Genomic DNA, 24,837 nt, shown 5'->3' with positions numbered 1-24,837 from the left:
TGCGTGGACCGCGAGGCTGCATGTGGCGTTTATGAACGTGGCCAGAGGCTGGCTTTGGAAAAGGCGGACGCCTGGATCGCCCCCGGATTGCGTCGCCGCAGCACGTCCTCCGCCTGCACGCCGACAAGACCGAATTGTCTTTGCGTCAGGATCGCCCCTGTCGCCTGTGGACGCAATGTCGCCTGTGGACGCAATGTCGCCCGTGGCCGCATGTCGCCTGCGACCAGATCATAAATCGTCCCCAAGGGCGCTACGCATACCCTGCCTTCGAGCGGCGATAGGGACCTCAGACCTGATCAAGCGCGGCGCGCGGCGCTCATAGCCGCGTGGTCTGGTAAGGGACGAAATTCTGACGATGCAGCAGGGCAAGCCCTGCGACGCTGCATGAAGATGACTGTTGCGCCACTTTGCCAAAGCGGGCGCCTAGTCGTCCTCCTCCGCCAGGGTCCTCACAAGATCCAGAACCTTGCGCCGTCGCTTTGAATTTTGAACGCGGGGGAAGGCTTCAGCCAGTTCAAGTCCCTCCTTCGTGAACAAGAAGGCATGGGCCATATCCTCATGGCCGGAGGGGGATAACGCCTCCGGTGTTCCATCCAGGCCGTCAAAAAAATAGACGACGGGGACTTTGAGGATCCGGGCGATCTCGTAGAGCTTTGAGGCGCTGACCCGGTTGTCCCCGCTCTCATATTTTTGCACCTGCTGAAATGTCAGGTCTAAAGGATCGGCGATCGCTTGCTGACTGACGCCAAGATATTTGCGGCGCAGACGGATGCGGCCGCCAACATGGATATCGACCGTGTGCGCCGCCTGTCTTCCACCGCCTCTAATCGCCATGCTCGCCTCTTCTATGTTTCGCCGCCGCAAATGTCAGGCGCCCCGCGCAGCGAGCCGCCCTCATCAACCTCTGAGACGAGATCGTCACTTAAGCCCGCCCTCTTTGACCGATTCATGTAAGAAGACACCACCTAAGCGAGAAGGTCGTAATTCTTCCCCGAGGAAGACCGACAGTTCACGTCGCGAAGATCCTGCCGCCACCCCGCCTCCTGGCCGCAGGTTGACGTCCAATATGTCCCTGTGCGGCCTGTGGCAATCCATTTTTTAACAAAGAGCGTGGGGCGCGCCGCCTCTTACAGGTATGAACATCGTCGTTAAATTGACGCCCCACAGCGATACCCGGAAGCCGATTATGGCTGTGCAGCAGGTTGACCGACGCGATAATTTCAAACTGACCCACTACTGTATGCTTGAAAGCAAAGAGCCTCACCCTTCCGGGTGGCGCGAAGGTGTGCCTATCATTCGTTCTGCCGGAACGCTAGACTTCGCGCCGGCCCTGATCCGACTTGCAACCACTTCGGCGTGAGACATCACGCTTTGAGAACCAAAATGCTTTTGAGACCTGTCAAAGTCCTCGGTTTCTTGATCTGCCTCACCGCAGCCTTACTCGGGCGGCAAGCAGGAGCCGCCGTCTGGCGTCCCAACGCGACCGCCCGGCAAATACCCCTATGGACAGGCGCGACGCCCAATGCGCCAGCGCATCCAGACAGACCTGAATCCGCAGCGCCTTATAAATCGCGGGTCGCGGGTAGATCCGTCTTGATGGTGAGCGACGTCTCGCAACCCACCATGACCTTCTATCGAGCCAAGGGCGAAAACACCGGCGTGACCCTCTTAGTCTTTCCTGGGGGAGGCTATAAAAAACTCGCCATCGACCTGGAAGGGACCGAGGTTTGCGACTGGGCGACGGCCAGGGGGCTGAACTGTGTGGTTCTAAAGTACAGGGTCCCCGATGGAGGACCGCATCATGACCCCAAATGCAATTGCGAGACCGACCCGCCCCACCCGCTCGCGCTGCAGGACGCCCAAAGGGCGATAGGCCTCCTGCGTTTGCGCTCTGTCGAACTTGGCATAAACCCTCAGAAGATAGGCGTCGTAGGCTTTTCTGCGGGAGGGCGCCTCGCCGCAGACGTCAGCACGCATGCGCATAGGGCCTATGAACCTAAAGACGAGGCAGATCAAAAAAGCAGCGTTCCAAACTTTGCGGTTCTTCTCTATCCGGGACATCTCTGGGACGCCCGCACCGGTCAGCTCAGGAACGATATTGTCATCACGCCGATCACGCCGCCGACATTGATTATTCAGGCAGACGACGACCCTGTTGACCCCGTTATCCACGGACAGACATATTATCGCGCCTTGCGGGCGCACGAAATTCCAGCTGAGATCCACACCTACGCCAAAGGCGGACACGCCTTTGGTCTGCGCAGGACCCAGGCGCCGATCACGCACTGGCCGGACTTGCTGGAACCCTGGCTATCGAAAATAGGCATGCTGCCGACCAGCTAATAGGTCAGAACGCATCTTCGCGCACACCATGCTCGGCCAGATGGCTCAGCAAGATGGTCGGCTTCAGCGATGCGCTTCACGCCTCCTTCAATGATATGGATGCGGGTTAGGCTGGTCCCATAGGTTTGGCGTGTCGTGTCAGGGCGAAGACGGTTGGAGGGACATACGCCGCAAAGACATCAGGTAGGTGCGCGATTCAGCCGGACGCGAATGAATATCCGACGGGCCTATCAGAGCCGGACGCGCCCGGCGTGATATCTGAAGAATCTCATTGCCTTCCCAGCCATCGTCCGGTTGAAGCAGCTCAGCATGAAAGCCAAGCCGCGAAACAGCTTCTGCGATCGTCCGCCCATAGCCGATCTTGGCCGCCTCCAAGGCCAGGTTAAGCAACAAAACGCCCTTCGGTCGGCACGCCGTCATGGCGCGCGCCAGCCAATAGGGGTTGAAAAAGCGCGAATCCGTGCCGAGGTCGGTGCAGGCGTCCACCATGACGGCGTCATAGCGCGCACGGACCGTGAAGGGAAAGGTGCGCGCGTCATCTGTCAGCCAGCGCACCCGTTTGTCGAGTCCAAAATAGGCGCGCGCCACCTCCTCGGCGACCGGGTCGATGTCGACGACGGTGACCACATGTCCCTTGCGGGCGAGCATCGAGGCCAGACTTCCCCCGCCGCCGCCCAGCATCAGGATCTTGCGGAATGGCCGCAGTAAGATCTTGCAGGCGTTGATATAGCCGAACAGGCTGACGCCGTCTGCGTCGATGAGGGTTTGAACACTCGCGCCCGTCATGAAATAACGGGCGCCGTCCTCAAGACGCTCATAAATTCTGATCTTGCCGAAGCGGCCGGAATGGGCAACCAGTTGTCGCATGGAGATAATATCTCAATCCTAAAGATCGTTGGACAGCGGAGGCTTGGAGGGGACGTATGGCGCCTTCTTCTGTCGATAGAGCGCGTAAAAGGAGATCAGCGCGAGTATGACGCCAGCGACGGCGAACAGGAAGACGCCAATGTGTTGATAAAGCGCTACGCCGATGACCCCGCCGAAAAGGAATGCCAGCATGGTCTCTGCGTGGAGCCGCAGACGACGCCGGACAGGCTGGATCGTCTCGGACGACCCTGGATGGCGCATATGATCGAACAAAAGGCCAAACTCAATGCCAATATCCGTGGCCATGCCCGACACATGCGTCGTTCTGACGCGGGCTTCGGAAATGCGGGTGACGACGGCGTTTTGCAGCCCCATCAAGAAGGCAAGCCCCAGGACTATAGAAGGAAGACGCCACGTCGGGCCCGCCCACAGTCCGCTCATCGTAAGTGGCGCCATGCCAAGCGCTTCGATCAGAATGACCAGGGCGTAGACGCCGGCGGCCCCTCGCCTGCGCCCCGCATTGATGAACAGAGTAGAGACGAAGGCGCCGAGAATGAAGGCTGCGACAACGAAAAGGTAGATCGCTCCGGACCTGAGCCGCCCCGTCGCCACGTGATCGGAAAGGGAGGAGACATTACCCGTCATATTGGCTGAGAAAAAGCCTACAGCGTAAAAAGCCGCCGCGTTCAGCGCCCCCGCTACGCTCGCGAGCGTAGAGGCTAAGCGCCGGTCTGCGGCGTCTTCGCGCTCGGGGCCGTGATGAACCAGCAATTCGACTTCTCCTTCCAAAGCGCCCAGCGCCACGTCCAAAAGCGTAATGTCGTCGAGGTGAATCCCTTCTTAAGACCCCCTCTCACAAAACCGGGGCCGGTGCGATCTAAATGTTCGTCGGCGACCCATCGTCAGCCCGCCAGGAGGCAAATGCCCGCGTCCTGACCAGACGCCTCCCCCGTGAGGAAATCGTCGGCCTGACCTCCAGGGATATTCGCGGCTCACGCATTCATCTGGACGACGGCGCGGCGGGGGAGCCGTATTGTGCGCTTGCGCGCCCCAAGCGCAGGATCTTCTGGCGCGTGGGGGACACGCGAGTTGGCGTTCAAAGGGCAGTACGGACAGGTCTCACATCGGACATTGACGGCATGATACCCATTAACATGACGTCGCCTTGCGATATTACTACGTCATGCGTACTATCCAAAACGTAGCGAAGGTCAATTCGGAAGAGCATTTTGCCGACCCGCCGTTCCTGGTTCTGGCCAGTCTGGCCGAGGGACCAAAACACGGCCACGCCATGTTGAACGACATAGACATCATGTGCGGGCGACGGCTGGGGCCGGGAACCCTTTACGGCGCCATCGGACGCCTGGAGCGGCAAGGTTTGATTGAACCGCTTCCCGTTGACGATCGGCGACAACCCTATCGCCTGACGCGCGCCGGCCATGCCGCGTTCGCCGCGAGACTTGGCGTCATGCAGCGTATTGTCGCCATTGGCGCAGCTCGATTGGCGCCTCTATGACTCAACGCGATTACAAATGGCTTATCCGCCTCTTCCCTGGCCGGTGGCAAGATCGGTACGGGCAAGAGTTCCTGGAGCTGCTTGACGTCGAAGGCCTGAGCGCAGCCGCCATTTTCGACATCTTCAAAACGATCATGTTGGAGTGGATCGTCACATTGTCAGCCCCCCGGATGTACGCCATGCTCGCAGGTCCCAAGCAGATGATAACGCTCTCGACAAAACCAAGCGGCGCGCTGCCGTTGTTGATGTCGTTGACGGCGCTATTGATCGCCGTCGTCTACATAGCCACGACGGGCGGCCAACATCAGGCGGACGAAGGCGCCGCCGCGCATATCTTTCAGCTTATGGTCGTTGGCCAGGTTCCCATTATCGGCTTCTTTCTCCTTCGCTGGATCAGGACCTACCCTATGGCGTGCCTTGGCGTCGTATCGCGCCAGATCTTAGCCTTGGTCGCCGCGCTTCTTCCCGTATGGATTTATCGCTTGTAACTCAACGGGCTCTTGTGGTTCGCGCCCGCCTCTTTGGCTCGCGCAACGCTTGCGTCCTCGGACCCGTCGTCGACGACGGACCTCATCGAAGAGCCCGCGCGCCGTTTCCAGGCAGGCGAGACTCCGATCCGTCTCATTTTTCGCGACGATGCAGTGACTGAGTTTGACGTGCGAAGGCATGTTGTCTCGCACAGGGCTCGGTTTGATCCGGATGACGTCGTCACGGCCTCACGACTGAATATTGGACGTGAACATCTTTTACGACCTGCGCCGCTACATGGTGTCAACGCCTTGATAACCGCGTCGCATTGATTGCGCGCGAGCTTATTCGGGAAGACCTGGCGATATGTGCGGCATTGCGGACGTCATAGGGCGCGAAGCCTTACCGGACCAGACTCAAGTGCGAGCCCTGGCCCAGGCCATTAAGCATCCCGGCCCCGACGGCGTCTGCATTCACATCGAAGGCCCTGTCGGCGAGGCGCTTGACGTGGGGGGGCGACCGGCCCTATCCGTGTGGGCCGAAGCCGCTTGAGACGCCAGGTCCGCCCGTTCGCTTCACGATTTACGGAGACCCCGATGCCCACAGGCGACATGTCCATCCCTTCGCCGGTCCTGGATGCGACGACGCAGATCACCGGCATGAACCGCATCGTGCCGATGGCCTTTCGGGGCCAGGATCTGAACCCCTTATGGGAGACGATGATGGCGCGCGTCACGGCCAACCCCGCTGACGCCGCCGCCATGATGGACATGGCGATCACATTGCAAAGTCTGGGGCGCTCCGAAGACGCGCGCCAGGTCATGGAAGGCGCCCTGAGCCTCCAGCGCGATTTTTGCGTACGCCATGGCGACGGCAGCGGCCTGCGCCTGCTCGCCTTTGTCACCGCTGGAGATTTCATGGCGAACACGCCGCTGGACTTCCTGCTCGATGGCTCGAACTGCGTGCTGTGGCTGCGTTATGTCGACGCCGAGACAACATCGCTTGATGGCCTGCCGGAGCATGACGTGGCTTTCATGGCGGTGGGTGAAAGCAATGAGAACGGTCCAGTGCTGGCGCGTCTTAATGACCTGCTGGCGGACTGGCCCTATCCTATAATGAACAACCGTCCGGGCCTGATCAATCAGATGACGCGCGACAGCGTGCATCATCTGCTCAGCGACGAGCCTTCTATCTGCTCGCCTAAGACGAAGCGCCTAGACCGCCAGGCGCTGTCCCTGGCGGCGGAACGATCGCACGATAGCGCCGAACTGACTGAAGATCTGACCTATCCCGTGACGATAAGGCCAGTCGGCACCCATGCCGGTCATGGCCTGGTCAAGCTCGACGGTCGCGCCGACTTGCAGGCCTACCTGGCGGGTCAGTCCGAGTCGGAATTCTACGTCGCCGCCTTCATCGACTACAGCGACGGGGACGGCCTTTACACCAAGCAGAGGATCGTGCTGATCAACGGCCGCCCGTTCGCCAGCCATCAGGCGACCTCGCGGCGATGGATGGTGCACTACATGAACGCCGACATGATGGCCGATGCGGACAAGCGCGCCGCCGAAGCCGCTTGGATGGACGCCTTCGACACCGACTTCGCCGTGCGCCATGCCGCGGCGTTCGAGGCGCTCCACCGCAAGATCGGGCTCGACTATTTCGGCATGGACTGCGCAGAAACGCGCGACGGCCGTCTGTTGATATTCGAGCTCGACGTGGCCATGATCGTCCACGACATGGACGATCCGGAGCTGTTTCCCTACAAGCGCCCCGCCATGCGCAAACTGTTCGCGGCCTTCATCGCTGCGGCGCAGGCCGCTGCCGGAGGCGCTTAGCTCCCGGTCGCGAACCCTCAGGCGTAACGGCCCGGCGCCTCGCTTCGCAGCGACGAGGCGCGGCGGCTCACGCAGATGAGGAAACTGGTTCCGGCCCCTTCGCATCGCGCGCCCGTCCCAACGTCGCCCTTTGCGACATCAAAAAAGCTTTCAGGCCGCTGGCCTCACGGCGCCGGTCGCAGATCTTGCATGTGTCGGTTGCTGCACTACCGGTCCGAAATTACGTGCCTCAGTATCAGTTAATATCCGTGTTGTGCGTTTGAGGTGGTTGAACGTGCCCGATCAGGGACAGTGAAAAGGTTTTGTGATTATGTACGTGGTCGCAACCTTTATGCGATCGAGCAAAGTGTTCAAACCTTAACCGCCTCGTCCAGACGCACTTTCTGAGCGAGCAGAAGGTCGGCCTTCGTTTTCGTCTCTGTGTAAATATCAGCATCGACGGTGCCGGTGTCGATTTCAACAATGAGCGCGAAGCGTGCCGAGCGTTGTTCCGGGTTCGATGTCCCCTTCGCCTTCCACCAACCTGTGACGGGATGGACGGCGAGCAAGTTGCGGCGCGCGAGGTCCGATGCTGGACAAGTCAATTGATCGATGTGAAGAGACCCCACATCGCGCCGATTAGATCCGAAGTCCCAGCCGTCTTTACCCTCGATTTCTGGTCCCGCCTCATCTTCGGCTATTTTGCTGATCCGACCGAGGAATTGGCCAAGTTGTTCATCCGCCCAGTTCAGTTTGAAGCGCAAATTGTGTGACGCATAACCAAACTTCGACCCCCGCGCGGGTTCAGACGGATTGGGGACGATGAAGGTGCTCAGCGCCACCCGCAGAGTGACCTGGGTCGCGCCGAGCGCCCTGAGAGCTTCTGTCGGCCAGGGGAGTTCAAACACCTTCATTTCGTTATGAGTGTGATTGGCGCCGGACTTGCTCGAGGCCTTATAGGGGGTAATCGTGTCCTGGATGATCAGGCTCAGTGCGTTGGCAGCACTTCGGCGCGCGCGGCCAAGGTCAGGAACTCCGTACCCATAACGGGTGAACAGTGGATCGTACGAACCCTTGAGCGGTGGATTGCGTTCGCCGAGATGTGTCAGCATCCTAGGAGTCCATCGCGCGGAGTTTACAAACAGGGCACGAATCGTCTCTGGCCAAAGATCTGGGTAATCCGCCCAAAGCTCGGAAATAGCCTTGGCAGCTAAGGCGGTGGCACCACTTGTCGCGCCAGTCGTGGTGAAGGTCGTTGCCGGGTAGTTGTGAGCCGTCGTGAGGAGTTGAAGCCCGTCGTGTGCGAAGGGAGGGTTATGTGCATCCTTCACCCAATTCCCGCCCTCTAAGACGACGTCGGGTTTTATTGGCCAATGAGAAAACCAGCTCGCGGTACGGGAGGAGGGAGACAAATCGCCAGCTTCTGCAAGGACCCGGAACGGTTGGCCGGCGGGAAGGACCGTTTTTGTCGTATAGGCGCCGACCGCAATGACATTCCAGGCATGTGCCGGTGATTCCAGCTCGTTGTCTTCGTGATCGCAGACAGGCAAGTAGTCGTGATCGACTAAGCGATTCGACGGCGTATTTCCGGCGGAGACTAAAATCAGCCTAGATATTCGACGATTGCCCGCAGCTCCAGCTGAAAGCAAATCCAACGCGCCTGACCAAGAGGTAGGGGCGCCATCATGAGGGGTATCGTCCTCCGTGGTTGTCGCCATAGCGAAAGTACGCCGCCGGTCACCTCTGGTCTCAACAGCGTCAATGGCTGAACGGGTTATTGCGCCGAGCAGATGGTGGGGATTACCGCCCGCGTCTGGGATGATTTTACCAGATTCCAGGCGGTAATTGATGTCTATCGGGGCACGCGCTTGAAGAGCTGATGTCAAATCACCGAATAATGCTAAACCGGCCAATTCGGTACCGTGACCGTCATGATCCGCGATGTCCCAGCCCGGGCGGGCAGCATGGCGATCGTCTGGATCGAGGGCTGGAGAGATAAGAGGGTGTGCCAGCGAGATGCCTGTATCAAGCAGCGTGACGTAGTTGGAGTTCGGGTTTTGGCTGTAGGTGACCAAACGCAGGAGGTCGTCCATCCATCCGTCCTGTTCCTCGATCGGCATAGAACGGAAGAGTTCAGTGACATTTTGCGGCGCGGCCAGCGCTTTCACGCATCCGAATTGTTTGATTGCCCTGGCTAAGACTTCGCGTGTCGCCGTTGCGAGGACGACGACGTCTTCAGGAAATTCCAGGCGATCAGTACTGAAAACGACGTTGGCCTGCGCGGCTTTGGCAATGAAATTGTCAGCCTGCTCGGGTGCTAGCCAAATTTCCCAAGGATGCGGCTGCTCGCCTTTTGGAAACTTCTCCGGGGGGCCGCGCCACAGTTCCCGCAGACTAGCTTCAACGATCATGCCGATGCTCTGGACTAGGTCAGCGTTTTTTGGGCGCCCGCCTGTGCCATCGTCCCGGATGGGTGTGTCTTCCGTCTCAAACTCACTGATTTTTCTGCGAAGCGCTGCCAATCCTTTTGGGGTTGCAAACACTGTCGCTTGCGCGGGCACATGCTCGATCGGGTCTTCCGCGTGGACGGTAAGCAGGTTGAGGCCGCTGGAGTTTAGGCTGGACGTCTTAATCTTCTCGCCCGTACGCCCCTCGATGCTCAGATACACGCCTTCCAGCCCCTGTCTGGCGGGATCAGGCAGGTGATCGAGGATGTGTAGTAGGGCCTGAGCGTGCGCAGCCCGGTCCCGCACATCACTTGGCCGCTTTGAACTTCCCCCCGTCCTTGGCTGGAAGGGTCGGCCGACGCCGATTTCGTTTAGGATCAGGTGCCTGCGATCCCGTGCCATGCGCATCTCCCCCTATGCCTTGTAGCGAGCGACGGCGTTCGAGCGAGGTGGAGAGGGATTTCGTTTCAATCCGTTCCGACTGCTCAAGGACTGCTCTGCGCGCTGCGTCTTCACTCGCAGCTATGACGTCTGCGGTAGAAAGTCCATATGCCAGTTGCGAGACACGCGGCCAGTCGATGTTCGTGACATCGAAGGCCTTGAGACGGCGCCGCATCGCGGTTTCGATCGCTTGATCGTCCGGAAGTTCATATGATAGCACCAGATCGAAGCGCCGCAGGATTGCCCGGTCCAAGATCTGCGGCAGGTTAGTCGTCGCGACGATTATGGAAGGTCCGGTGTCTTCGTCAAGAAACTGGAGGAATGAATTCAGGATGCGGCGTGCTTCGCCGACGTCCGCTTCTCCGCCGCGCGTCGCAGCTAAGGCATCTATCTCGTCAAACAGATACACGCCTCGCGTACTCCGAACCGCGTCGAACACTAAGCGAAGTTTCTGTGCGGTTTCGCCCATGTATTTGGTTATCAGTCCGTGCAGCAGGACGGTGAACAGAGGAAATTTCAGTTCACCCGCCAGCGCGGAGGCGCTCATAGTCTTGCCAGTGCCTGGTGGACCCGAAAGCAGCAATCGGCGGCGCGGCCGCAGACCCTTCGCTTCGAGCGCATCCGTCATCCGGGTTTCGGCGACGATATGCCTAAGCTCGTCGTCCATGTGGCCGGATACAATCAGATCGACTACCCGTGTTTTCGGATAACTTGCCGATAGCAGTCCCGCCAGATCGCCTCGGGGCGCTACAAGCGGTGTCGTCTTCGCTGCCGGCCTTTGAGGAGGCGACTGTCCGGCCTCCGCCCACGATCGCAATTGCTCCGCAAGCCTGGTATGGCCCTTTTGCGCTTCAGCTGCAGCAAGTTGCATCGCGAGGTCGTAGAAACGATCCTCGTCACCCTCAGCGTGGCTTTTGACAAGCCCGATCAGTTGTTGCGCCGATGCCATTGGACAGCCTGTGTTGCGAGCTCACTGAGACTCGGGTTACCGAGCCTACATTTATTCGGCCATTTTGGTTAATGAATATGTGCTCCTTATACGACCTTTCGATCCAAATGATGTCATTAGCGTGCAGACCTTTCTCGAAATCTGCAACCAGATTAAGGAAAACCTGAGCAACGGTGACTGGCTGGAGGCCGAGTTCGCTATATGGACGCGCTTACTTCCGGTGGCCTGGCACTCGAGTAGCTGCGCGGCTGTGAACGCGGTGAGTGCACGAAGTTGCTACACTGTCACGCGTCGACGCTGATCGCTTTGTTACGCGGCAGTGCATTTTTCGCCTATGGCGTGCTCGCGGGCTCGAACAACTCCCCTCCTCTTAGGAGTGAGACATCATACCCGACACGACCCCACACTGGCTTTCTCGCGCGCCGCACAAGCTGACCGGCTAGCAGACCGGTTGGGTATAACAGTCATTTGGCAAGAACCTTGCCATGAAGGATTGCTTGCCAAGCACTTCCAGGGTGGGACCCGGCGGCCGCAAACTGCGGAGGATGCCCTCAGTTACCTACAAGACTTCTGGCCAAGCTATACCAAAGCTCAAACGGCGTTACGAATTCGGCCTTATATCGATCTGGACGGAGTTCGGCTCGCTGGTAGTCGGATTGCTCGTTTCCATGATCTATTGAGAACTATTGGGTTGGCTTAACGGTGTGAATCGTCTTTAGACTGCACGCGTCGGCCTGGTGGATTCTCATTGACCAACAGTGTAATCACCCGCCGGCGCCTCGCTGAGCTGAAGAATCTTCCCTTTTCGACTGTCAACCGGCAAAACATTGCTTGAGCGCTAGGACCTGGCGGCGGAACCGCAAGGTGCTTTGTGCCAAAAGATTGATTTCGGACAAGGAGTCGATGACGACGCGTCTCGGCTTGATCCTGTCGACTTCGTCAAGGATCTTCTTGGTCGTGACACCCAGTTCCACTTCGGACGGCTGGAACATGGTGTATTGATGTTCTGCGTCGAGATCCTGTTCTTCGGCAATCAGTTCCACGATATCGATGCCGTCGAGCGACAGCCCATGCGATTGAGCGACCGCCAGCAGATTCGCCGAGCTTCAGCGTCTCTACTTTCGATGGAGCGGTAAGCCCCGCCTACGTGGTCGCTAGGCCGACATGCGATCTCCATAGCCTATATTATCAATTTCTGCTTCGAACACCGCCTGTGGACGCCGGTGGCGGCGTCTAGGACAGAACCACGATGACGACGCGGCGATTGGCTTTGCGTCCAGCCTTCGTGGAATTGGGCGCCACAGGCTGTTCAGCGCCGTAGGAGATAGAGGACATGCGGTTTAATGGCACGCCTTGTTGGTTCAGGAAGCGGCGAACGCTTTCGGCGCGCTCAGAACCGAGCTTATAGTTGATGTCATCCGTGCCTGTCGAATCGGTAAAGCCCTGGATTTCAAGATAGACATTCTTGTTATCCGACTTGAGCTGGTTCGCAAGCTGCGCCAGACGGGCCTTGGCGTCGTCTGAAAGGGTCGCCTTGTCGGACGCGAACTTGATCGAGTCATCGGACAAAACGACGCTGTAATCGAACTTGCCTTCCGCCAGTTTCCCGGCCGCCGTCGCGCGATCCAGCGCTTCCTGGCTCGTCTTATCGAGCTGAGACAGATGCGCATCTTGCTGGTCCAGTCGATTGTTTTGCTGATCAAGTCGGCCATTTACCGTGGTGATCTTGTTATCGACATATTGATGGCTGGCGCACCCACCAAGCATAAGAAGCAACGGGGCGGCGATGAGAAGCGTTTTGGAGGTCATTATTTTCATTTTTCGATACCTATGCATTTTCAGATCGCCTTATAGCGGCGATTAAAATGATAGAAACGACAAATAAGGACAGAAAAAAGGCGGAGAACGTGATCAGGCGTCACATCACTTCAAGTCAGGGCCAATAATAAAAAAGCAATATCAGAAATATACACCGCGCAGATTGTTTTTACCGCATTTCCTGCAAATTGGATTTAGGTTGCTTTTCTAACAACGCAACCCTTATTGAATATGCTCAAACGCATAACCCGCTTTCAGCAGATCGGCGTCGCTCCACTTCGTTCCGATAAAGGACAGTCCGACCGGCATCCCCTGCACCTTGCCCATTGGCACGCTTAGATGCGGGTAGCCTGAGACGGCGGGCAGTTGCGTCGCCGATGGCCCATTATACTGATCGCCATAGATGACATCCGAAAGCCAGGCCGGTCCATAGGTCGGCGCGATCAGGAAGGCGACATGGTTGTCGCTCAATAAGCCGTCAATGCGTTTAGACGCGCTGGCCTTGGCGCGCGCCGCCGCCTTCTTGTAGGCCGGATCGTCCAGCCCCTTGGTCTTTTGCGCCTGCTCGAACAATTCCTGCTGGAAATAGGGCATTTCCTTATCGGCATTGTCCTTATCAAAGGCGATGAGGTCGGCGAGCGTGCGCGTCTTGACCGCCTGAGGCGTCGACGCCAGATAGGCGTTCAGATCGGCCTTCAGCTCGGTCATCATCACGGTCATCTCATCATCATTGAGGTTCGCGCCCTTCGGTTCCTTGACCGATGAGTCCTTGATATCGACCAGAACCGCGCCCGCATCGGACAGTTTTTTCAGCGCCGTGTCGAAAACTGCATTGGTCTTGTCGTCATGGCTGATGTCGCGCAGCACGCCGATCCGCACGCCCTTGAGACTGTAATCAGCCAGACCTTGCGTATAATCGACCTTGTGCGCGTCGGCTTCCGCTGTCGCCGCGTCCATGGGGTCGGAACCCGCCATCACATTCAGCATCGCGGCGATGTCGGCGACCGAATGTCCCATCGGCCCCGGCGTGTCCTGACTATGCGAGATCGGCACGACATAGGTTCTGGAAATCAGCCCAAGCGTCGGCTTTAAACCCGCCAGTCCCATCATGGACGATGGACAGGTGACTGACCCATCGGTCTCTGTGCCGACGGCCAGGGTGACATAGCCCGCCGCCACCGCCGCGCCGGAGCCGGACGATGAGCCACAGGCGGTGCGCGCATGGTCGAACGGATTGGCCACCAGCCCGCCCACGCCCGACCAGCCGCTAACCGAATGGGTCGAGCGGATATTGGCCCATTCCGACAGATTGGTCTTGCCCAGAATGATCGCCCCGCCCGCGCGCAGCCGCGCGACCAACGGCGAATCCCGATGGGTGACATTGTCCTTCAAGGCCAGCGACCCCGCCGTGGTGGCGATGGGATCGAGCGTTTCGATATTGTCCTTGATCAGCACCGGCACGCCCATCAACGGTCCCAGATCGCGCCCCGCTTTGCGCGCATCGTCCATGGCCTGCGCCTCTTTCAGAGCGTCAGGATTAAGCGCGATGACCGCATGCAGATCCTTGTCCTGATCCTTGATCCGATCGAGCGCCGCCTGGGTCAGTTCGACGGCGGAAAAATCGCCGTGCTTTAAAGCCGCCTCAATGTCCACGACAGACATGCCGGTCTTCAAAGCGTCCGCCGCCTCATCCGCATTCGACGCCTTGGTCGCCTCGGTCTGGACGTGACAGGCGCTGAGCGAAAGCGCGACGACAGCGGCGCAGGCGATAATACGCGCGGACATGATGACCTCCCTGATGTCGGAATCCACTAAAGCTTGAACCGTACGCTTTTCGCAAGGTGGGAAGGGCGCGCCAACGCCCTTCCCTTTCGTCCGGCCCAGACGATATAGCGTCAAGCCTGCCCGAACGATCGCCTTTCGGTTAGACGCGCAGCGGTTATCTGTCTATTGGCCCTCAATGCCGCCAGGTCCGCAGTCCTTGGCCAGGAAGGTTTCAACGCCCGTCAGAACGTCGTGAAAGTTTTGCGGGCTCCACAGATTGATCTGGTGTCCCATGTCCTGCAGCTCAATGAACTGGGCGTCCTTGCCGGCGGCCTTGAGCTTGTCGTACATCGCCTTGCCTTCGGGGAAGGGCACGCGCTGATCGCGATTGCCGTGATAGACCAGCATCGGAATCTTGAAATCATCGACATGATCCCAGGGATTGAGCCCGGTCATGGTGTCGGCCAGCGCCTCACGCTGGATACGGCTCTCGCCGGCATAGTGCTTCCAGCGCTCGAGGTCCGCGACGCCCGCGCCGGCGATGGCGCAGCGGAAGACGTCGTCATTGACGCTGCGCGCGCCCGCCTCAAAGGCCGCGAAGCCGCCATAGGAATAGCCGTGTAACGCGATATGACCCTTGCTGGCCAAGCCCTGCGACACCAGCCACAGCGCAGCGTCGTCATTGTCATCCGACATGTTCAGCCCGTACTGATTGTCGCCCTCGCGCGCGATCTTCTGCCCCCACCCGGTCGACGTGCGGTACTGAGGCTGGATCACGACATAGCCGCGCGCCGCAAAATACTGATTCCAGCCGGTCGGATCCCAAACCCATCCGTCACGCGCCCAAGGCCCGCCGTGCGGCACGACGATCGCAGGATAAGGCCCCTTGCCCCAGATATCGGGATTGGGTTTGGTCAGATAAGCGGCGATGATTAGACCATCTCTTGCTGGATACTGGACGAGCGTCGTCGTTCCCAGATCGTCCGGCTTGATCTGCGGTCGCGACTTACCGATCGCCGTCAGCCCCTTACCGTACTGATAAATATAATATTCCGGCGGTAGTTTGGGGCCTTCGCGCTCAATGATCATGGTTTTGCGATCATTGCTCATGCTCTCGATGTGCACGGCAATATTTTGCGGCATGCTGATCTTCATCTTCTGACCGGAGGCCGCATCGGTCCAGATCAGCGGCGCGTCAACCTCGCCCAACGCCTTCTTGACCGCAGCGTCGACCGCGACCATCTGATCGTCGTCCCAGTAGACGTCATTGCCTGTGGGGCCGCTATAGGCGTAGCCGATGATGGCGCCGTAATCGGCCGGCGCGCGCGAGGTGATGACCCCGGTCGTATCGAAGGCGGCGTTGGCGAACAGGGGCTCGCTCAGCTTGCGTTCGCGAATTGAGTATTCATAGATGGCCGTCTTGTCCTGACCATGGTTCAGCCGCAGAATTGCGACATTGGGATCCTTGGTGAAGCCCAGGATTTCGGCGTCTTCCCGGTCTTTGACGAAGAAGCGCATATGCTCCTCCCAGGCGCCGGTGTCAGGATTACGAAAAGAGAAGGCGATGTAGGGGTGGCCGTCCTGGAAATCGACGGATTTGCGCGCCAGCACATCCTTATGATGCAAATCCCAGGTTTCCGCGCCGAACTTTTCTGAGCCCGTATAGACCTTCTGATAGATGAAATTCGACTTGGAGCCGTGCAGGTTGACGCGATAAATGTCGCCGGTTTCTGCGTCTCTGGCGAGAATATTGTCGGGGTCGTCAGGCAAGGACGACTCGATGCTCATGCCGCCAAAACCGCCCATATCATTGCGCACCTCATAAGATACGCCAGCGTTTTCCTTGTCCTGACCGCTATGGGCGAGAGACAGGGTTTGGAAGAAGGATCCCGTCGTATCGGTTATGACGCTTCGATAGGCGTGCGTATGGGCGCCGGCGATATCGAACTTCTGCACCAGGGTCAGCACCATGCGATCATTCTTCACAAAGGCGACGTCTTGGATATCCAGGCCCGGCGCGGTGGGAATGATCTTTGGCGCCTGGTCGGCATGGTTGAGATCAAAAACCGCCACGACGCGCGTCTTGCCATCGGTTGAGACAATCGCGGCGACATGCTGACCGTCCGGGGCGAGGCTGACGCTGGCGATCCGATCTACGGCGCCGTAATCATCCGCGCTTGGCGCCGTTGCGGGTATGGCGACCGCCGCCAGGGTTGGCGCGGCGCCAAGGGCGATCGCCACTGCGGCGCATGCTGTGAAAAGCCGAAGCTTCAGATTCATATTTGCACTCCTTGCCTGTCCCTTTGGAATAAACGCTAAATCCGTTTCGCCAAGGCATTTTTTGACGCACGATCGCCACAGGTCCGACAAAATTCCGCCATGTGACATTCATGTATCGGTTGCAACTTAACCCCTGGTCATAGTTGTCATCGCAACGAGTTTTCTAAAGAAATTGATCCGATCACACAGCCGTTCGTAGACGTTTTGCCCCGTTATGGGCCCATTTTTCGTCAATTTCGCCCCCGGTTGAAAATGTGACTATTTTGTCTCATTAGCAACCTGAAATCGAAACGCATCGGCATTTCGTTTGATTTGCGACCATCGTGTGGCAAGTGTGTGGCGTCGCAATATGTTCACATGGGTTTTTTGTAATGAGACATTCTCGTCTGTTTAAGACCGCCATTCTGGCCTCCACCGTTCTGACGACCCTCAGCCTGGGCGCGCATGCGCAAGCTCAAGACGCCAAGACGAGCGATGCGCCCAAGGCCGACGATCAAATCACCGAAGTCGTGGTCACGGGCACCCACATTCGTCGCAAGGACATGAACTCCGCATCGCCCGTCACGACGATTACAGCCGAGGACGCGGTCCAGAACGGCAATTCTGACGTCGCCGACCTCCTGCAGAAGCTGCCGCAGGCGGCGTCGACGCAGCAGACGAATACGCTCCTTGGCGGTTACGTCGTTACTGGCGGTTCCGGCGTACAGACCTTGTCCCTCTATGGACTTGGCGCCCAGAATACGCTGATCCTTCTCAACGGTCGTCGTATGGGCCCTGCCGGCATCGGCGGCACGGTCGGTCCGATCGACCTGAACGTTCTGCCGCTCGACGCATTCCGCCAGGTGGACATCGTGCTCGACGGCTCCTCATCGATCTACGGCTCCGAGGCTGTCGGCGGCGTGGTGAACTTCATCACCAAGAAAAATATGGACGGTTTTGACTTCATCGTTCATGGCGACGTGCCGACCCGAAGCGGCGGATCGAGCTATACCGCCACAATCGACGGCGGAAAGACGTTCGACAAGGGTTTCCTCTCCTTTATCGCCAGCTATCACAATCAGACCGGCCTGACAGTCTCGCAACGCAAGGACACGGCTTGCGCCCAGCAGGTCTATTTCGACCCAACATCCGGCGCAAGATCGGACTATCTGGACAGCAATGGCAACTATAAGTGCCTGAACCTCTTGAACAACAGCTTCCAGGGCTACGGCTTCGCCGGCGAATTCCAGTACGATCCGACCCATACGCGCTACCCGAATGTGCCGGCGGCAGGCCTTGCCTCCTACCTCCCGGACTGGGTGCGGGCGGGCCGCTCCGGCAATCTGGCCACCTATCCGTACCTGAACTACGATTCCCCCATATACGGCGCCCAAACCGTGTACCAGCCGGTGCGCACCTTCAGCCTGCTTGTCAATGGCGGCTATGATCTGTCCTCGACCGCCAGCCTCTACACCGAGCTCCTGTACAATCGCCGTGTCAGTGAAAACACAGGGATTTATCAGCTGTTCCCTTACGTTTCCCCGTACAATGGCAGCAATACGGTCGCAGCGGGCCTCATGAGCGTGGGCGGACTGGGCTACGCCCGGCCGATTATTGCCTACGCGAACAACACAAATGCCGATGTTGATTACCTGCGTGGCGTCGTTGGCGTAACAGGCACGCTCGACAAGGGTTTCCTGTCGGGCTTCACCTATGACGCCAATTATCAGGTCTCTCAGAGCAAGGCCAAATACGGCCAGACCTTTATCTATAACGACCGCGTGACCGCCACGACGGACCCAACCCCTGACGGCTCCGGATGCTACCAGCCTGACATTATTTATTCGAACGCCGCCTGCATGGATATTCCGTGGTTCTCGGACAATGTCCTGCAAGGCAAGTTCACGCCGGATCAGTACAACTTCCTGTTCGGCTATGAATACGGCCACACCACCTATCTGCAGCAGACTGCGGAAGCCAATATCTCCGGCGATCTGTTCTCCCTGCCGGCGGGCGCGGTCAGCTCGGTGGTCGGCGTCTTCTTTGAAAGCGATCAGATGAACGACACGCCGGGTTATAACGCCCGGAACTCGAACTACTGGGGTTTCTCGACGACCGGCATCACCAAGGGCGCCTTTACGTCTGAGCAGGCCTATGCCGAGTTCTACGTCCCGCTGATCAAGAATAAGCCGCTGTTCAGAAAGCTGGACCTCACCATGTCTGGCCGTTACTCGAACTATTCCAGCGCGGGTTCAAATGGCACCTACAAGCTTGGCCTGGTCTGGGGCATCACCAACTCGATCGGCTTTACTGTCACCCATGGCACGTCGTTCCGCGCTCCGACCATCTATGAAGCCCATCTGGCGAACCAAACCGGCTTCCTCGACCTGAATGACCCGTGCACCAAATGGGGCGAGTCGGACAATTCGCGTCTGCAGCAACGTTGCGCCGCCGATGGCGTCCCATCTGACTATGCCGGCGCGCTTTCCTCCTCGCTCATCTATACGGGCGGAGGCGCTGGTCTGAATCCGGAAACGGCGATCAATACCAATTATGGCGTGTCCTGGACCCCGTCCTTCGCCGACCTGAAGGTCACGGTCAATTACAACACGATCAAAGACAGTAATAAGATCGACCACTTCGGATCGCAAAACATTATCAACGCCTGCTATGGCAATCAGACCTTCCCGAACGATTACTGCACATTGTTCACGCGCGACCCGAAGACGCACGACATCACGGTCGTTCATGACAATTATATCAATATCGCCACTGTCGAGAACGAAAACGTAAGCCTGCGCATCGACTATAAGAAGAAGTTCCAGTTCGGTCGCCTTCAAGTCTATTCCAGCTCGTCATGGCAAACGAAAAACGCCGAGACGATTGGCGAAAACACCGTCGATTACACCGGCAGCGTCGGCAACCCTGTTTTCACCAATCAGACCAATGTCAACTTCTCGACGGGCGATTGGGAATATCATTGGGGCATGCAGATGACAGGTCAGGCTTCCGACCGTCGCTTCTATAATTACAGCGACGTGCAACCGAAGACCGCCAACTACCCGAATGGCTATCGCATCTTGCTGTCCACGCCGTTCTACGTCCTGCACAGCCTTGCTGTCACGCGTCGCTTCGACAATTTCGAAATGACGGTTGGCGTCGATAACGTGTTTGATAAGAAGGCGCCGACCCTCTCGTCCGGCGAGTTCCGCATCGGCACCGCGGCGCTGAATATGTACGATCTCTATGGTCGTTCGGTGTACTTCACGCTGAACAAGCACTTCTAAGTTAAATCGACCCGTTCGATTTTAGAAAGAGCCGTCCTTTGGGGCGGCTCTTTTTTCGTCCGCGACACCGCCTATTCCATCTTCACGCTCGATTGAAGCATCAAGATGGAGTGCGAAGAGCGAAAAGGCCTTCAGCGACACCGATTTCACTTCCACGCGCTTAGGCTCAGGTCTAATATGACGACGCCGGATCGTTGAGTCCGGTTTTACATTTTCGGGGGATTTTCCATGCGTAAATTCATTCTGTCCGCCGCCTTCGCGGCGTGCTTCTTCACGGCTGTGCCGCATATGGCCGCCGCCCAAACTGGCGCTGCGCCCGCCGCCGCCGAAACCGCCACGCCGGAAAAGCTGGCCCTGACGCATCGCATGTTCGAAGCCATGCACCTTGACGCCATGATGAAGGGCATGATGCAGCAGATGACGCCCGCCATGATCGAGGGCCTGAAAAAATCGCACCCAGAGCTGACCGACGCGGATTCGGCCAAGATGCAGAAGGTCATGGGCATCGTGATGGAGGTCGATCAGGAATATCTGCCCAAGATCCTCGACGCCACCGCGCAGGCCTATGCCGACGTGTTCACCATGGACGAACTGACCGCGATGGACAACTTCTATGAAAGCCCGGTCGGCCAGTCCATGCTGGCCAAGACGCCTCAGGTCATGGCCAAGGTGATGGGCATGATGCCCAGCTTCATGCCCGACATGATGGCCGAAACGCAAAAGCGGGTTTGCGCCGAAATCGGTTGCCCCGCCGACAAGGACAAAGCCAAGGCGTCGTAAGCGCGGGCCCCATCTGACGCGCCGAAACCAAACGCGCCTGATCCTTTAAGGATCAGGCGCTTTTTTATGTCGGGTCCGCGCCATAAGGATAAGATCCGAGAACCCAATCCTCAACCTGCGCAGGAAATAAAAGGTGGGAAGGGCGCGCCAACGCCCTTCCCTTTTTTTACCTGACCCGCAGCAACCCGGAGAGGAAAGCCTCGGCCAAGTAAAAGCCGTCCGTGCTTAGTAGCTCAGGTCGAACCCGAGACGCATATAGCGCGGCGTATTGTAGGCGGTCGGATTACCGTATTGGCTGTCCACCTGACCGATAAAGGATCCGTCATAGGTGACATAACGCGTCAGCACCGAGTGGGTGTCGAACAGGTTGAAGATATCCGCGCGCAGAACCAGCTTGCCGGCTGCGATCGAATATTTCTGAGGCACGGTGTAACGGAACGACAGGTCGACATTCTTGGTCCAGTCGGATTTCAGGCCGCCGCCTTGCTTTTGCGCCTTTCCGCCACAGTAGAGGGTCACATCGCCATAGCCGTACGAGTAAGGATCGTTCGGGTTCAGGCCGAGGCAGGAGAAGTGCTCCGGCGACTGAACCAGCAGGTTCACGCCCATCAGGAACGACGGGTTGAACGCATACGAACCCCAGAGTTTGAACGTATGGGTGCGATCGCCCGGCAGGATGCCGCCCGCATTGTCTTCCATGCCAGGCGAATCCCAGGCGTATGTCGCGCCAGCGTCGGTCTGGACCGTGTTGCCATATTCGGTAACCGTGCCCGAATAGTTGCCGGACAGACGCGACCAGGTGTAGGAGCCTTGAAGACCCCACTTGCCGTCAAACGCGCGTTTAAAGTCGAATACGGCCGATAGATATTCGCGCTTGGGGTTAAGGTAGTGGCCAAGCTGGGCGGCCGTTAGCGTAACGGTGCGCGGCGTGGTTTCGCCCGGCAGCAGATTTTTCAGCTGTACGGTGACATCATGATCGCCTGCGTTCCAGACATAGTAGCTGGAGCCGCCCTGCCATTGCGACGAATCCAGACCATTGGCGTTGAGATAGGAGATGATGGCGTCGTTGAAGTCGGAGTCTTCGGAGATGTTCTTCAAAGACCGCTGAGTGAGGGTTACGCCGCCGCTCCACAGGTCGTCAAACTTGTAATTGACGCCCAGTATGGCTTCGTCCGAACGCGTGGCCTTAAGATTGACCGAAGTCTTGGACGTCGCGCCTTCCTGGGTGCCATTGCCATAAACAACACAACCCGGCGTTCCGGCCGCGGCGTTCGCGCTGTTAAAGCCAGGCGCCGAGGCAAGGCTGGACGTCGGACAGGCGCTCGAGAAGTTCGGAATGTCCGTCGCCGCTGCGCCCACGCTCGCCGGCAGGCCCGTGGTGGGATCGATGACCCAACCGCCGGTCGGCGCGTAGAAGTACTCAGCGTAATAAAGATCCTTTCCGCGGAAACCAAGGTTCATCGCTGGCGGAATATAGTTTGAACCTAACGAACCGAAGATCTTCCACTGGCCCTCGCCCGTAGGATCCCAGGAGAAGCCCAGGCGCGGCGCGATGTTGTTCTTCAGGTTCATATACTGCTGGCCAGACAGGTTGAACTGCTTGAAGTTGTCGTCGCGAACGCCGATCTGCAGATTGAGATCCGGGGTGACGTCCCAGGAATCCTGGATGTAGCCGGCCTGATTTTCCGACGAGACATTGCCGCCGAGGTGCTCGTAGACGATTTCGAGCATCTGATTGACATCGCCATTGTTGTTCTTGACGTACTTATAGCGATATTGCGCCGGCACGCCGCCAACCAGGTTGGTGGTCTTCAGCTCCGAATTCTTCTCATGATCGAGCCCGAAACGGATATGATGGTGTCCGAGAGCATCGAAACGAATATCGCCGTCGGCCCGCCAGAATTTACGCTCCATTTGGTCGTAGTTATAGCTAGGCGAACCCTGGCCCTTTGAGATCGTGCTTGGCTTGTTGCTGGTGTCGTAAGAGCGCACATAATAATCAGTAATGTCGGACGGCACGACATTGTCCTGATCCTTCATATCGCCGATGGCGGCGGACACAGAGAACCAGTCTGTAACCTTGCCATTATAGTTCGCCACCCAGTTCTTACCGCCCAGCGCTTCATTGGAAGACGGTTTGGCTGCGCCGACTGACGAGCCATCGAAATTGTAGAGCGCCGATTTGTCAGTGTTGGTCGTATCGAAATAGGTCACGGACAGATGCTGCGAGGGCGTAATATAGCCGTCGAGCTTCAGGCCGAGGAACGGATCGGTGTTCTTCGTTGCGGTGTAGGTGCCCGTCGTCGCGTCGCCGTTGGTGGCTTCGTAATCGTTCACCTGATAGAGGCCGTAGAAGAACAGGTGATCTTTAATGATCGGGCCGCCGGCTTCAACAGAAACGGAATTGTTCTTAACACTCGTGAATTTGCCGACGTAATCATTGGTGCCGAGCTGAGCGGAACGCAGGCTCGTCGGCTGATAATTGCCGTGAACGGCGAACGTGAACTCGTTGGTCCCGGACTTGGTCGTGGCGTTCAGAACGCCGCCTGTGGCGCGACCGAACTCCGCCTGATAGCCGCCCGTCTTGACTTCGACCGTCTTGTAGAAATCGAAGGGTACGCGCGCGCTGCCGACATAGGTATCCGGATTGGTGATATTCAAACCATCGATATAATAGGCGTTTTCAGCAACCGAGCCCCCGCCAAACGACGCCACGGCGCGATCGCCGGTGCCAAAGCCAGGATTGCCCATAACAACCGTGGGGGCCAGCATGGCGACAGCTGTCACATTGCGCGCGATCGGCTGTTGTTCGGTCAGCGTCGCCAGGTCAACCGTCAAACCCGTTGTCGTCTTCGCAAAATCCTGGCGGATGCGGTGTCCCTTGACGACGACAGTCTGGGCGACCCCTGTCTCCTGCATGGCGACGTCAACGCGCACTTCCTGCGAAATAACGACGCTGATGGAGGCCTTGTAATCGTCGTAACCGCTGGCCGACACGGTCAGGTCATAGGCGCCAGGCTGCAGACCCGTCGCAGAAAATCCGCCCGACGCATTGGTCGTAAAGGTGCGCGTCTGTCCAAGCGCCGTCGATGTCATCGTAACCGTCGCGCCCGCAAGCGGTTTGCCCGCGGCGTCGCTCACGTTGCCGAGCAAGGCGCCGGAGGTGTAGTCCTGCGCTTCAGCGACGTTTGGCGCAAACGTCGAAGCCAGCAGCAGGCCTGCCGTCGGCAGGATCAATCCCGCCATGGCCACACCACAAAGCGTTGTTGTTTTCATAAGTCCAGCGCGTCGCGCCGGGTTTTGTTTTTGGGACATAAATATTTCTCCGGGGTACCGCTAGCGACGCAGATAGGGCGCCGCCGTAACCGTATCTGAAGATACAAGTCACAGAATCGTCAAACATAAGATTGAAAATTTTTCAGTATCCAAACGACCTGTTGCCGTTTTAATACATATTTATTTCCGAACTTGAAATAATGTGTCTGATATAACAATGCTCGCCACATTATTGACTTTAACTATGCAATAACATCACTATGATTTCATTTTCGAGACATTCGATTATCTTTTAGCTTCTTTTGCGCCATATTTTCCGCTTTTCAATACGCACACGTTGTAATGAACAAATTTTGAAAATTTTTTGGCAAAAATCTCTCATATTCGCCGCCTCGCCAGGCGGTCGCCTGTCCTCCTCGATCTCATTTTACAGCCTGGGCGCGCAGCGCTTGGCGGCGCGAAAAGAATGCACATCCATGCGCATCCAGGCTGCGTCGAGCGATGGCGTAACCTTGCGTACATACATCTGTAATAAGCTGTATGATGAAACCCCTGGCAGCTGGCTTTGGAAACACGATTATGGAACTGAAGATCACCCGCATCGGAAATTCGCTGGGCGTCATCCTGCCGCGCGAGCTTCTGATCAAGTTAGGGTTGGACAAGGGCGACAGCCTGTACGTCACGGAAACGACCGATGGGTTCTCCGCCTCCCCTTACGATCCCACCTACGCCGCGCAGATGGACGCGGCGCGCACCTTGATGAAGTCGCGCCGCAACGCTTTGCGCGAACTCGGTAAGACGGAATAGC

Annotated in this window: 18 protein-coding genes; 7 read left to right on the top strand and 11 right to left on the bottom strand. The window is 57.9% G+C overall.

Annotated features, from left to right (window positions below):
- Positions 1 to 29: 29 nt before the first annotated feature.
- Both ACTHLA_RS09990 and ACTHLA_RS09985 read right to left on the bottom strand, forming a co-directional pair.
- Positions 30 to 245 carry a hypothetical protein gene (locus ACTHLA_RS09990; protein ID WP_440188194.1) on the bottom strand — a complete coding sequence of 72 codons (216 nt, stop codon included), beginning with the start codon at positions 243 to 245 and terminating at the stop codon, positions 30 to 32.
- Positions 246 to 423: 178 nt separating this feature from the next.
- Positions 424 to 834 (bottom strand): helix-turn-helix domain-containing protein, encoded by a 411-nt coding sequence (locus ACTHLA_RS09985; RefSeq protein ID WP_440188191.1) that lies wholly within the window; start codon positions 832 to 834, stop codon positions 424 to 426.
- A 762-nt stretch (positions 835 to 1,596) separates the two neighbouring features.
- Here ACTHLA_RS09985 and ACTHLA_RS09980 point away from each other — a divergent pair.
- Positions 1,597 to 2,343, top strand: a complete 747-nt coding sequence (locus tag ACTHLA_RS09980) for an alpha/beta hydrolase (protein WP_440188188.1) — start codon at positions 1,597 to 1,599, stop codon at positions 2,341 to 2,343.
- Between the two features lie 138 nt (positions 2,344 to 2,481).
- Here ACTHLA_RS09980 and ACTHLA_RS09975 read toward each other — a convergent pair whose 3' ends face one another.
- The gene (locus ACTHLA_RS09975) at positions 2,482 to 3,210 is read right to left on the bottom strand and encodes a methyltransferase domain-containing protein (RefSeq protein ID WP_440188185.1); all 729 of its coding nucleotides are present in this window, start codon (positions 3,208 to 3,210) and stop codon (positions 2,482 to 2,484) included.
- An 18-nt stretch (positions 3,211 to 3,228) separates the two neighbouring features.
- Positions 3,229 to 4,014: a YoaK family protein gene (locus ACTHLA_RS09970; RefSeq protein ID WP_440188316.1), complete on the bottom strand. Its 786-nt coding sequence runs from the start codon at positions 4,012 to 4,014 to the stop codon at positions 3,229 to 3,231.
- Positions 4,015 to 4,393: 379 nt separating this feature from the next.
- Here ACTHLA_RS09970 and ACTHLA_RS09965 point away from each other — a divergent pair, with 379 nt between their 5' ends.
- The 3 genes from ACTHLA_RS09965 (at position 4,394) to ACTHLA_RS09955 (ending at position 7,029) form a co-directional block, all read left to right on the top strand.
- On the top strand, positions 4,394 to 4,726 hold the full coding sequence (locus ACTHLA_RS09965; protein ID WP_440188182.1) for a PadR family transcriptional regulator: 333 nt from the start codon (positions 4,394 to 4,396) through the stop codon (positions 4,724 to 4,726).
- Positions 4,723 to 5,214 carry a hypothetical protein gene (locus ACTHLA_RS09960; protein WP_440188179.1) on the top strand — a complete coding sequence of 164 codons (492 nt, stop codon included), beginning with the start codon at positions 4,723 to 4,725 and terminating at the stop codon, positions 5,212 to 5,214. The genes ACTHLA_RS09965 and ACTHLA_RS09960 overlap by 4 nt, the downstream gene beginning before the upstream one ends.
- A gap of 576 nt (positions 5,215 to 5,790) precedes the next feature.
- Positions 5,791 to 7,029 (top strand): ATP-grasp domain-containing protein, encoded by a 1,239-nt coding sequence (locus ACTHLA_RS09955; protein ID WP_440188176.1) that lies wholly within the window; start codon positions 5,791 to 5,793, stop codon positions 7,027 to 7,029.
- Positions 7,030 to 7,379: 350 nt separating this feature from the next.
- Here the strand turns inward: ACTHLA_RS09955 and ACTHLA_RS09950 are convergent, their stop codons facing one another.
- The 6 genes from ACTHLA_RS09950 to ACTHLA_RS09925 form a co-directional block, all read right to left on the bottom strand.
- Complete coding sequence (locus tag ACTHLA_RS09950) at positions 7,380 to 9,677, bottom strand: S8 family peptidase (RefSeq protein WP_440188173.1); 2,298 nt, start codon at positions 9,675 to 9,677, stop codon at positions 7,380 to 7,382.
- Between the two features lie 85 nt (positions 9,678 to 9,762).
- On the bottom strand, positions 9,763 to 10,845 hold the full coding sequence (locus tag ACTHLA_RS09945; protein WP_440188170.1) for an AAA family ATPase: 1,083 nt from the start codon (positions 10,843 to 10,845) through the stop codon (positions 9,763 to 9,765).
- Between the two features lie 812 nt (positions 10,846 to 11,657).
- On the bottom strand, positions 11,658 to 11,888 hold the full coding sequence (locus ACTHLA_RS09940) for a hypothetical protein (protein WP_440188167.1): 231 nt from the start codon (positions 11,886 to 11,888) through the stop codon (positions 11,658 to 11,660).
- Between the two features lie 190 nt (positions 11,889 to 12,078).
- Entirely contained in the window at positions 12,079 to 12,654 is a 576-nt protein-coding gene (locus ACTHLA_RS09935) for an OmpA family protein (RefSeq protein WP_440188164.1), read from the bottom strand.
- A gap of 231 nt (positions 12,655 to 12,885) precedes the next feature.
- The gene (locus ACTHLA_RS09930) at positions 12,886 to 14,448 is read right to left on the bottom strand and encodes an amidase (protein ID WP_440188161.1); all 1,563 of its coding nucleotides are present in this window, start codon (positions 14,446 to 14,448) and stop codon (positions 12,886 to 12,888) included.
- A 162-nt stretch (positions 14,449 to 14,610) separates the two neighbouring features.
- A complete protein-coding gene (locus tag ACTHLA_RS09925) occupies positions 14,611 to 16,707 on the bottom strand; it encodes an alpha/beta hydrolase family protein (RefSeq protein ID WP_440188158.1) in 2,097 nt (698 codons plus the stop codon).
- Positions 16,708 to 17,078: 371 nt separating this feature from the next.
- Between ACTHLA_RS09925 and ACTHLA_RS09920 the strand changes: the two genes are divergently transcribed.
- Positions 17,079 to 19,973: a TonB-dependent receptor domain-containing protein gene (locus ACTHLA_RS09920; RefSeq protein ID WP_440188155.1), complete on the top strand. Its 2,895-nt coding sequence runs from the start codon at positions 17,079 to 17,081 to the stop codon at positions 19,971 to 19,973.
- A gap of 228 nt (positions 19,974 to 20,201) precedes the next feature.
- Positions 20,202 to 20,753 carry a DUF2059 domain-containing protein gene (locus ACTHLA_RS09915; protein ID WP_440188152.1) on the top strand — a complete coding sequence of 184 codons (552 nt, stop codon included), beginning with the start codon at positions 20,202 to 20,204 and terminating at the stop codon, positions 20,751 to 20,753.
- Between the two features lie 225 nt (positions 20,754 to 20,978).
- Here the strand turns inward: ACTHLA_RS09915 and ACTHLA_RS09910 are convergent, their stop codons facing one another.
- Positions 20,979 to 23,999 (bottom strand): TonB-dependent receptor, encoded by a 3,021-nt coding sequence (locus ACTHLA_RS09910; RefSeq protein ID WP_440188149.1) that lies wholly within the window; start codon positions 23,997 to 23,999, stop codon positions 20,979 to 20,981.
- Positions 24,000 to 24,608: 609 nt separating this feature from the next.
- Between ACTHLA_RS09910 and ACTHLA_RS09905 the strand changes: the two genes are divergently transcribed.
- Complete coding sequence (locus ACTHLA_RS09905; RefSeq protein ID WP_440188147.1) at positions 24,609 to 24,836, top strand: AbrB/MazE/SpoVT family DNA-binding domain-containing protein; 228 nt, start codon at positions 24,609 to 24,611, stop codon at positions 24,834 to 24,836.
- Position 24,837: the final 1 nt, after the last annotated feature.

This window comes from Asticcacaulis sp., from assembly GCF_051956075.1.
In the GTDB taxonomy this organism is placed as follows: Bacteria; Pseudomonadota; Alphaproteobacteria; order Caulobacterales; family Caulobacteraceae; genus Asticcacaulis.
The sequence above is the reverse complement of the archived record's forward strand: the minus strand, read 5'-3'. Positions and strand labels throughout refer to the sequence as shown.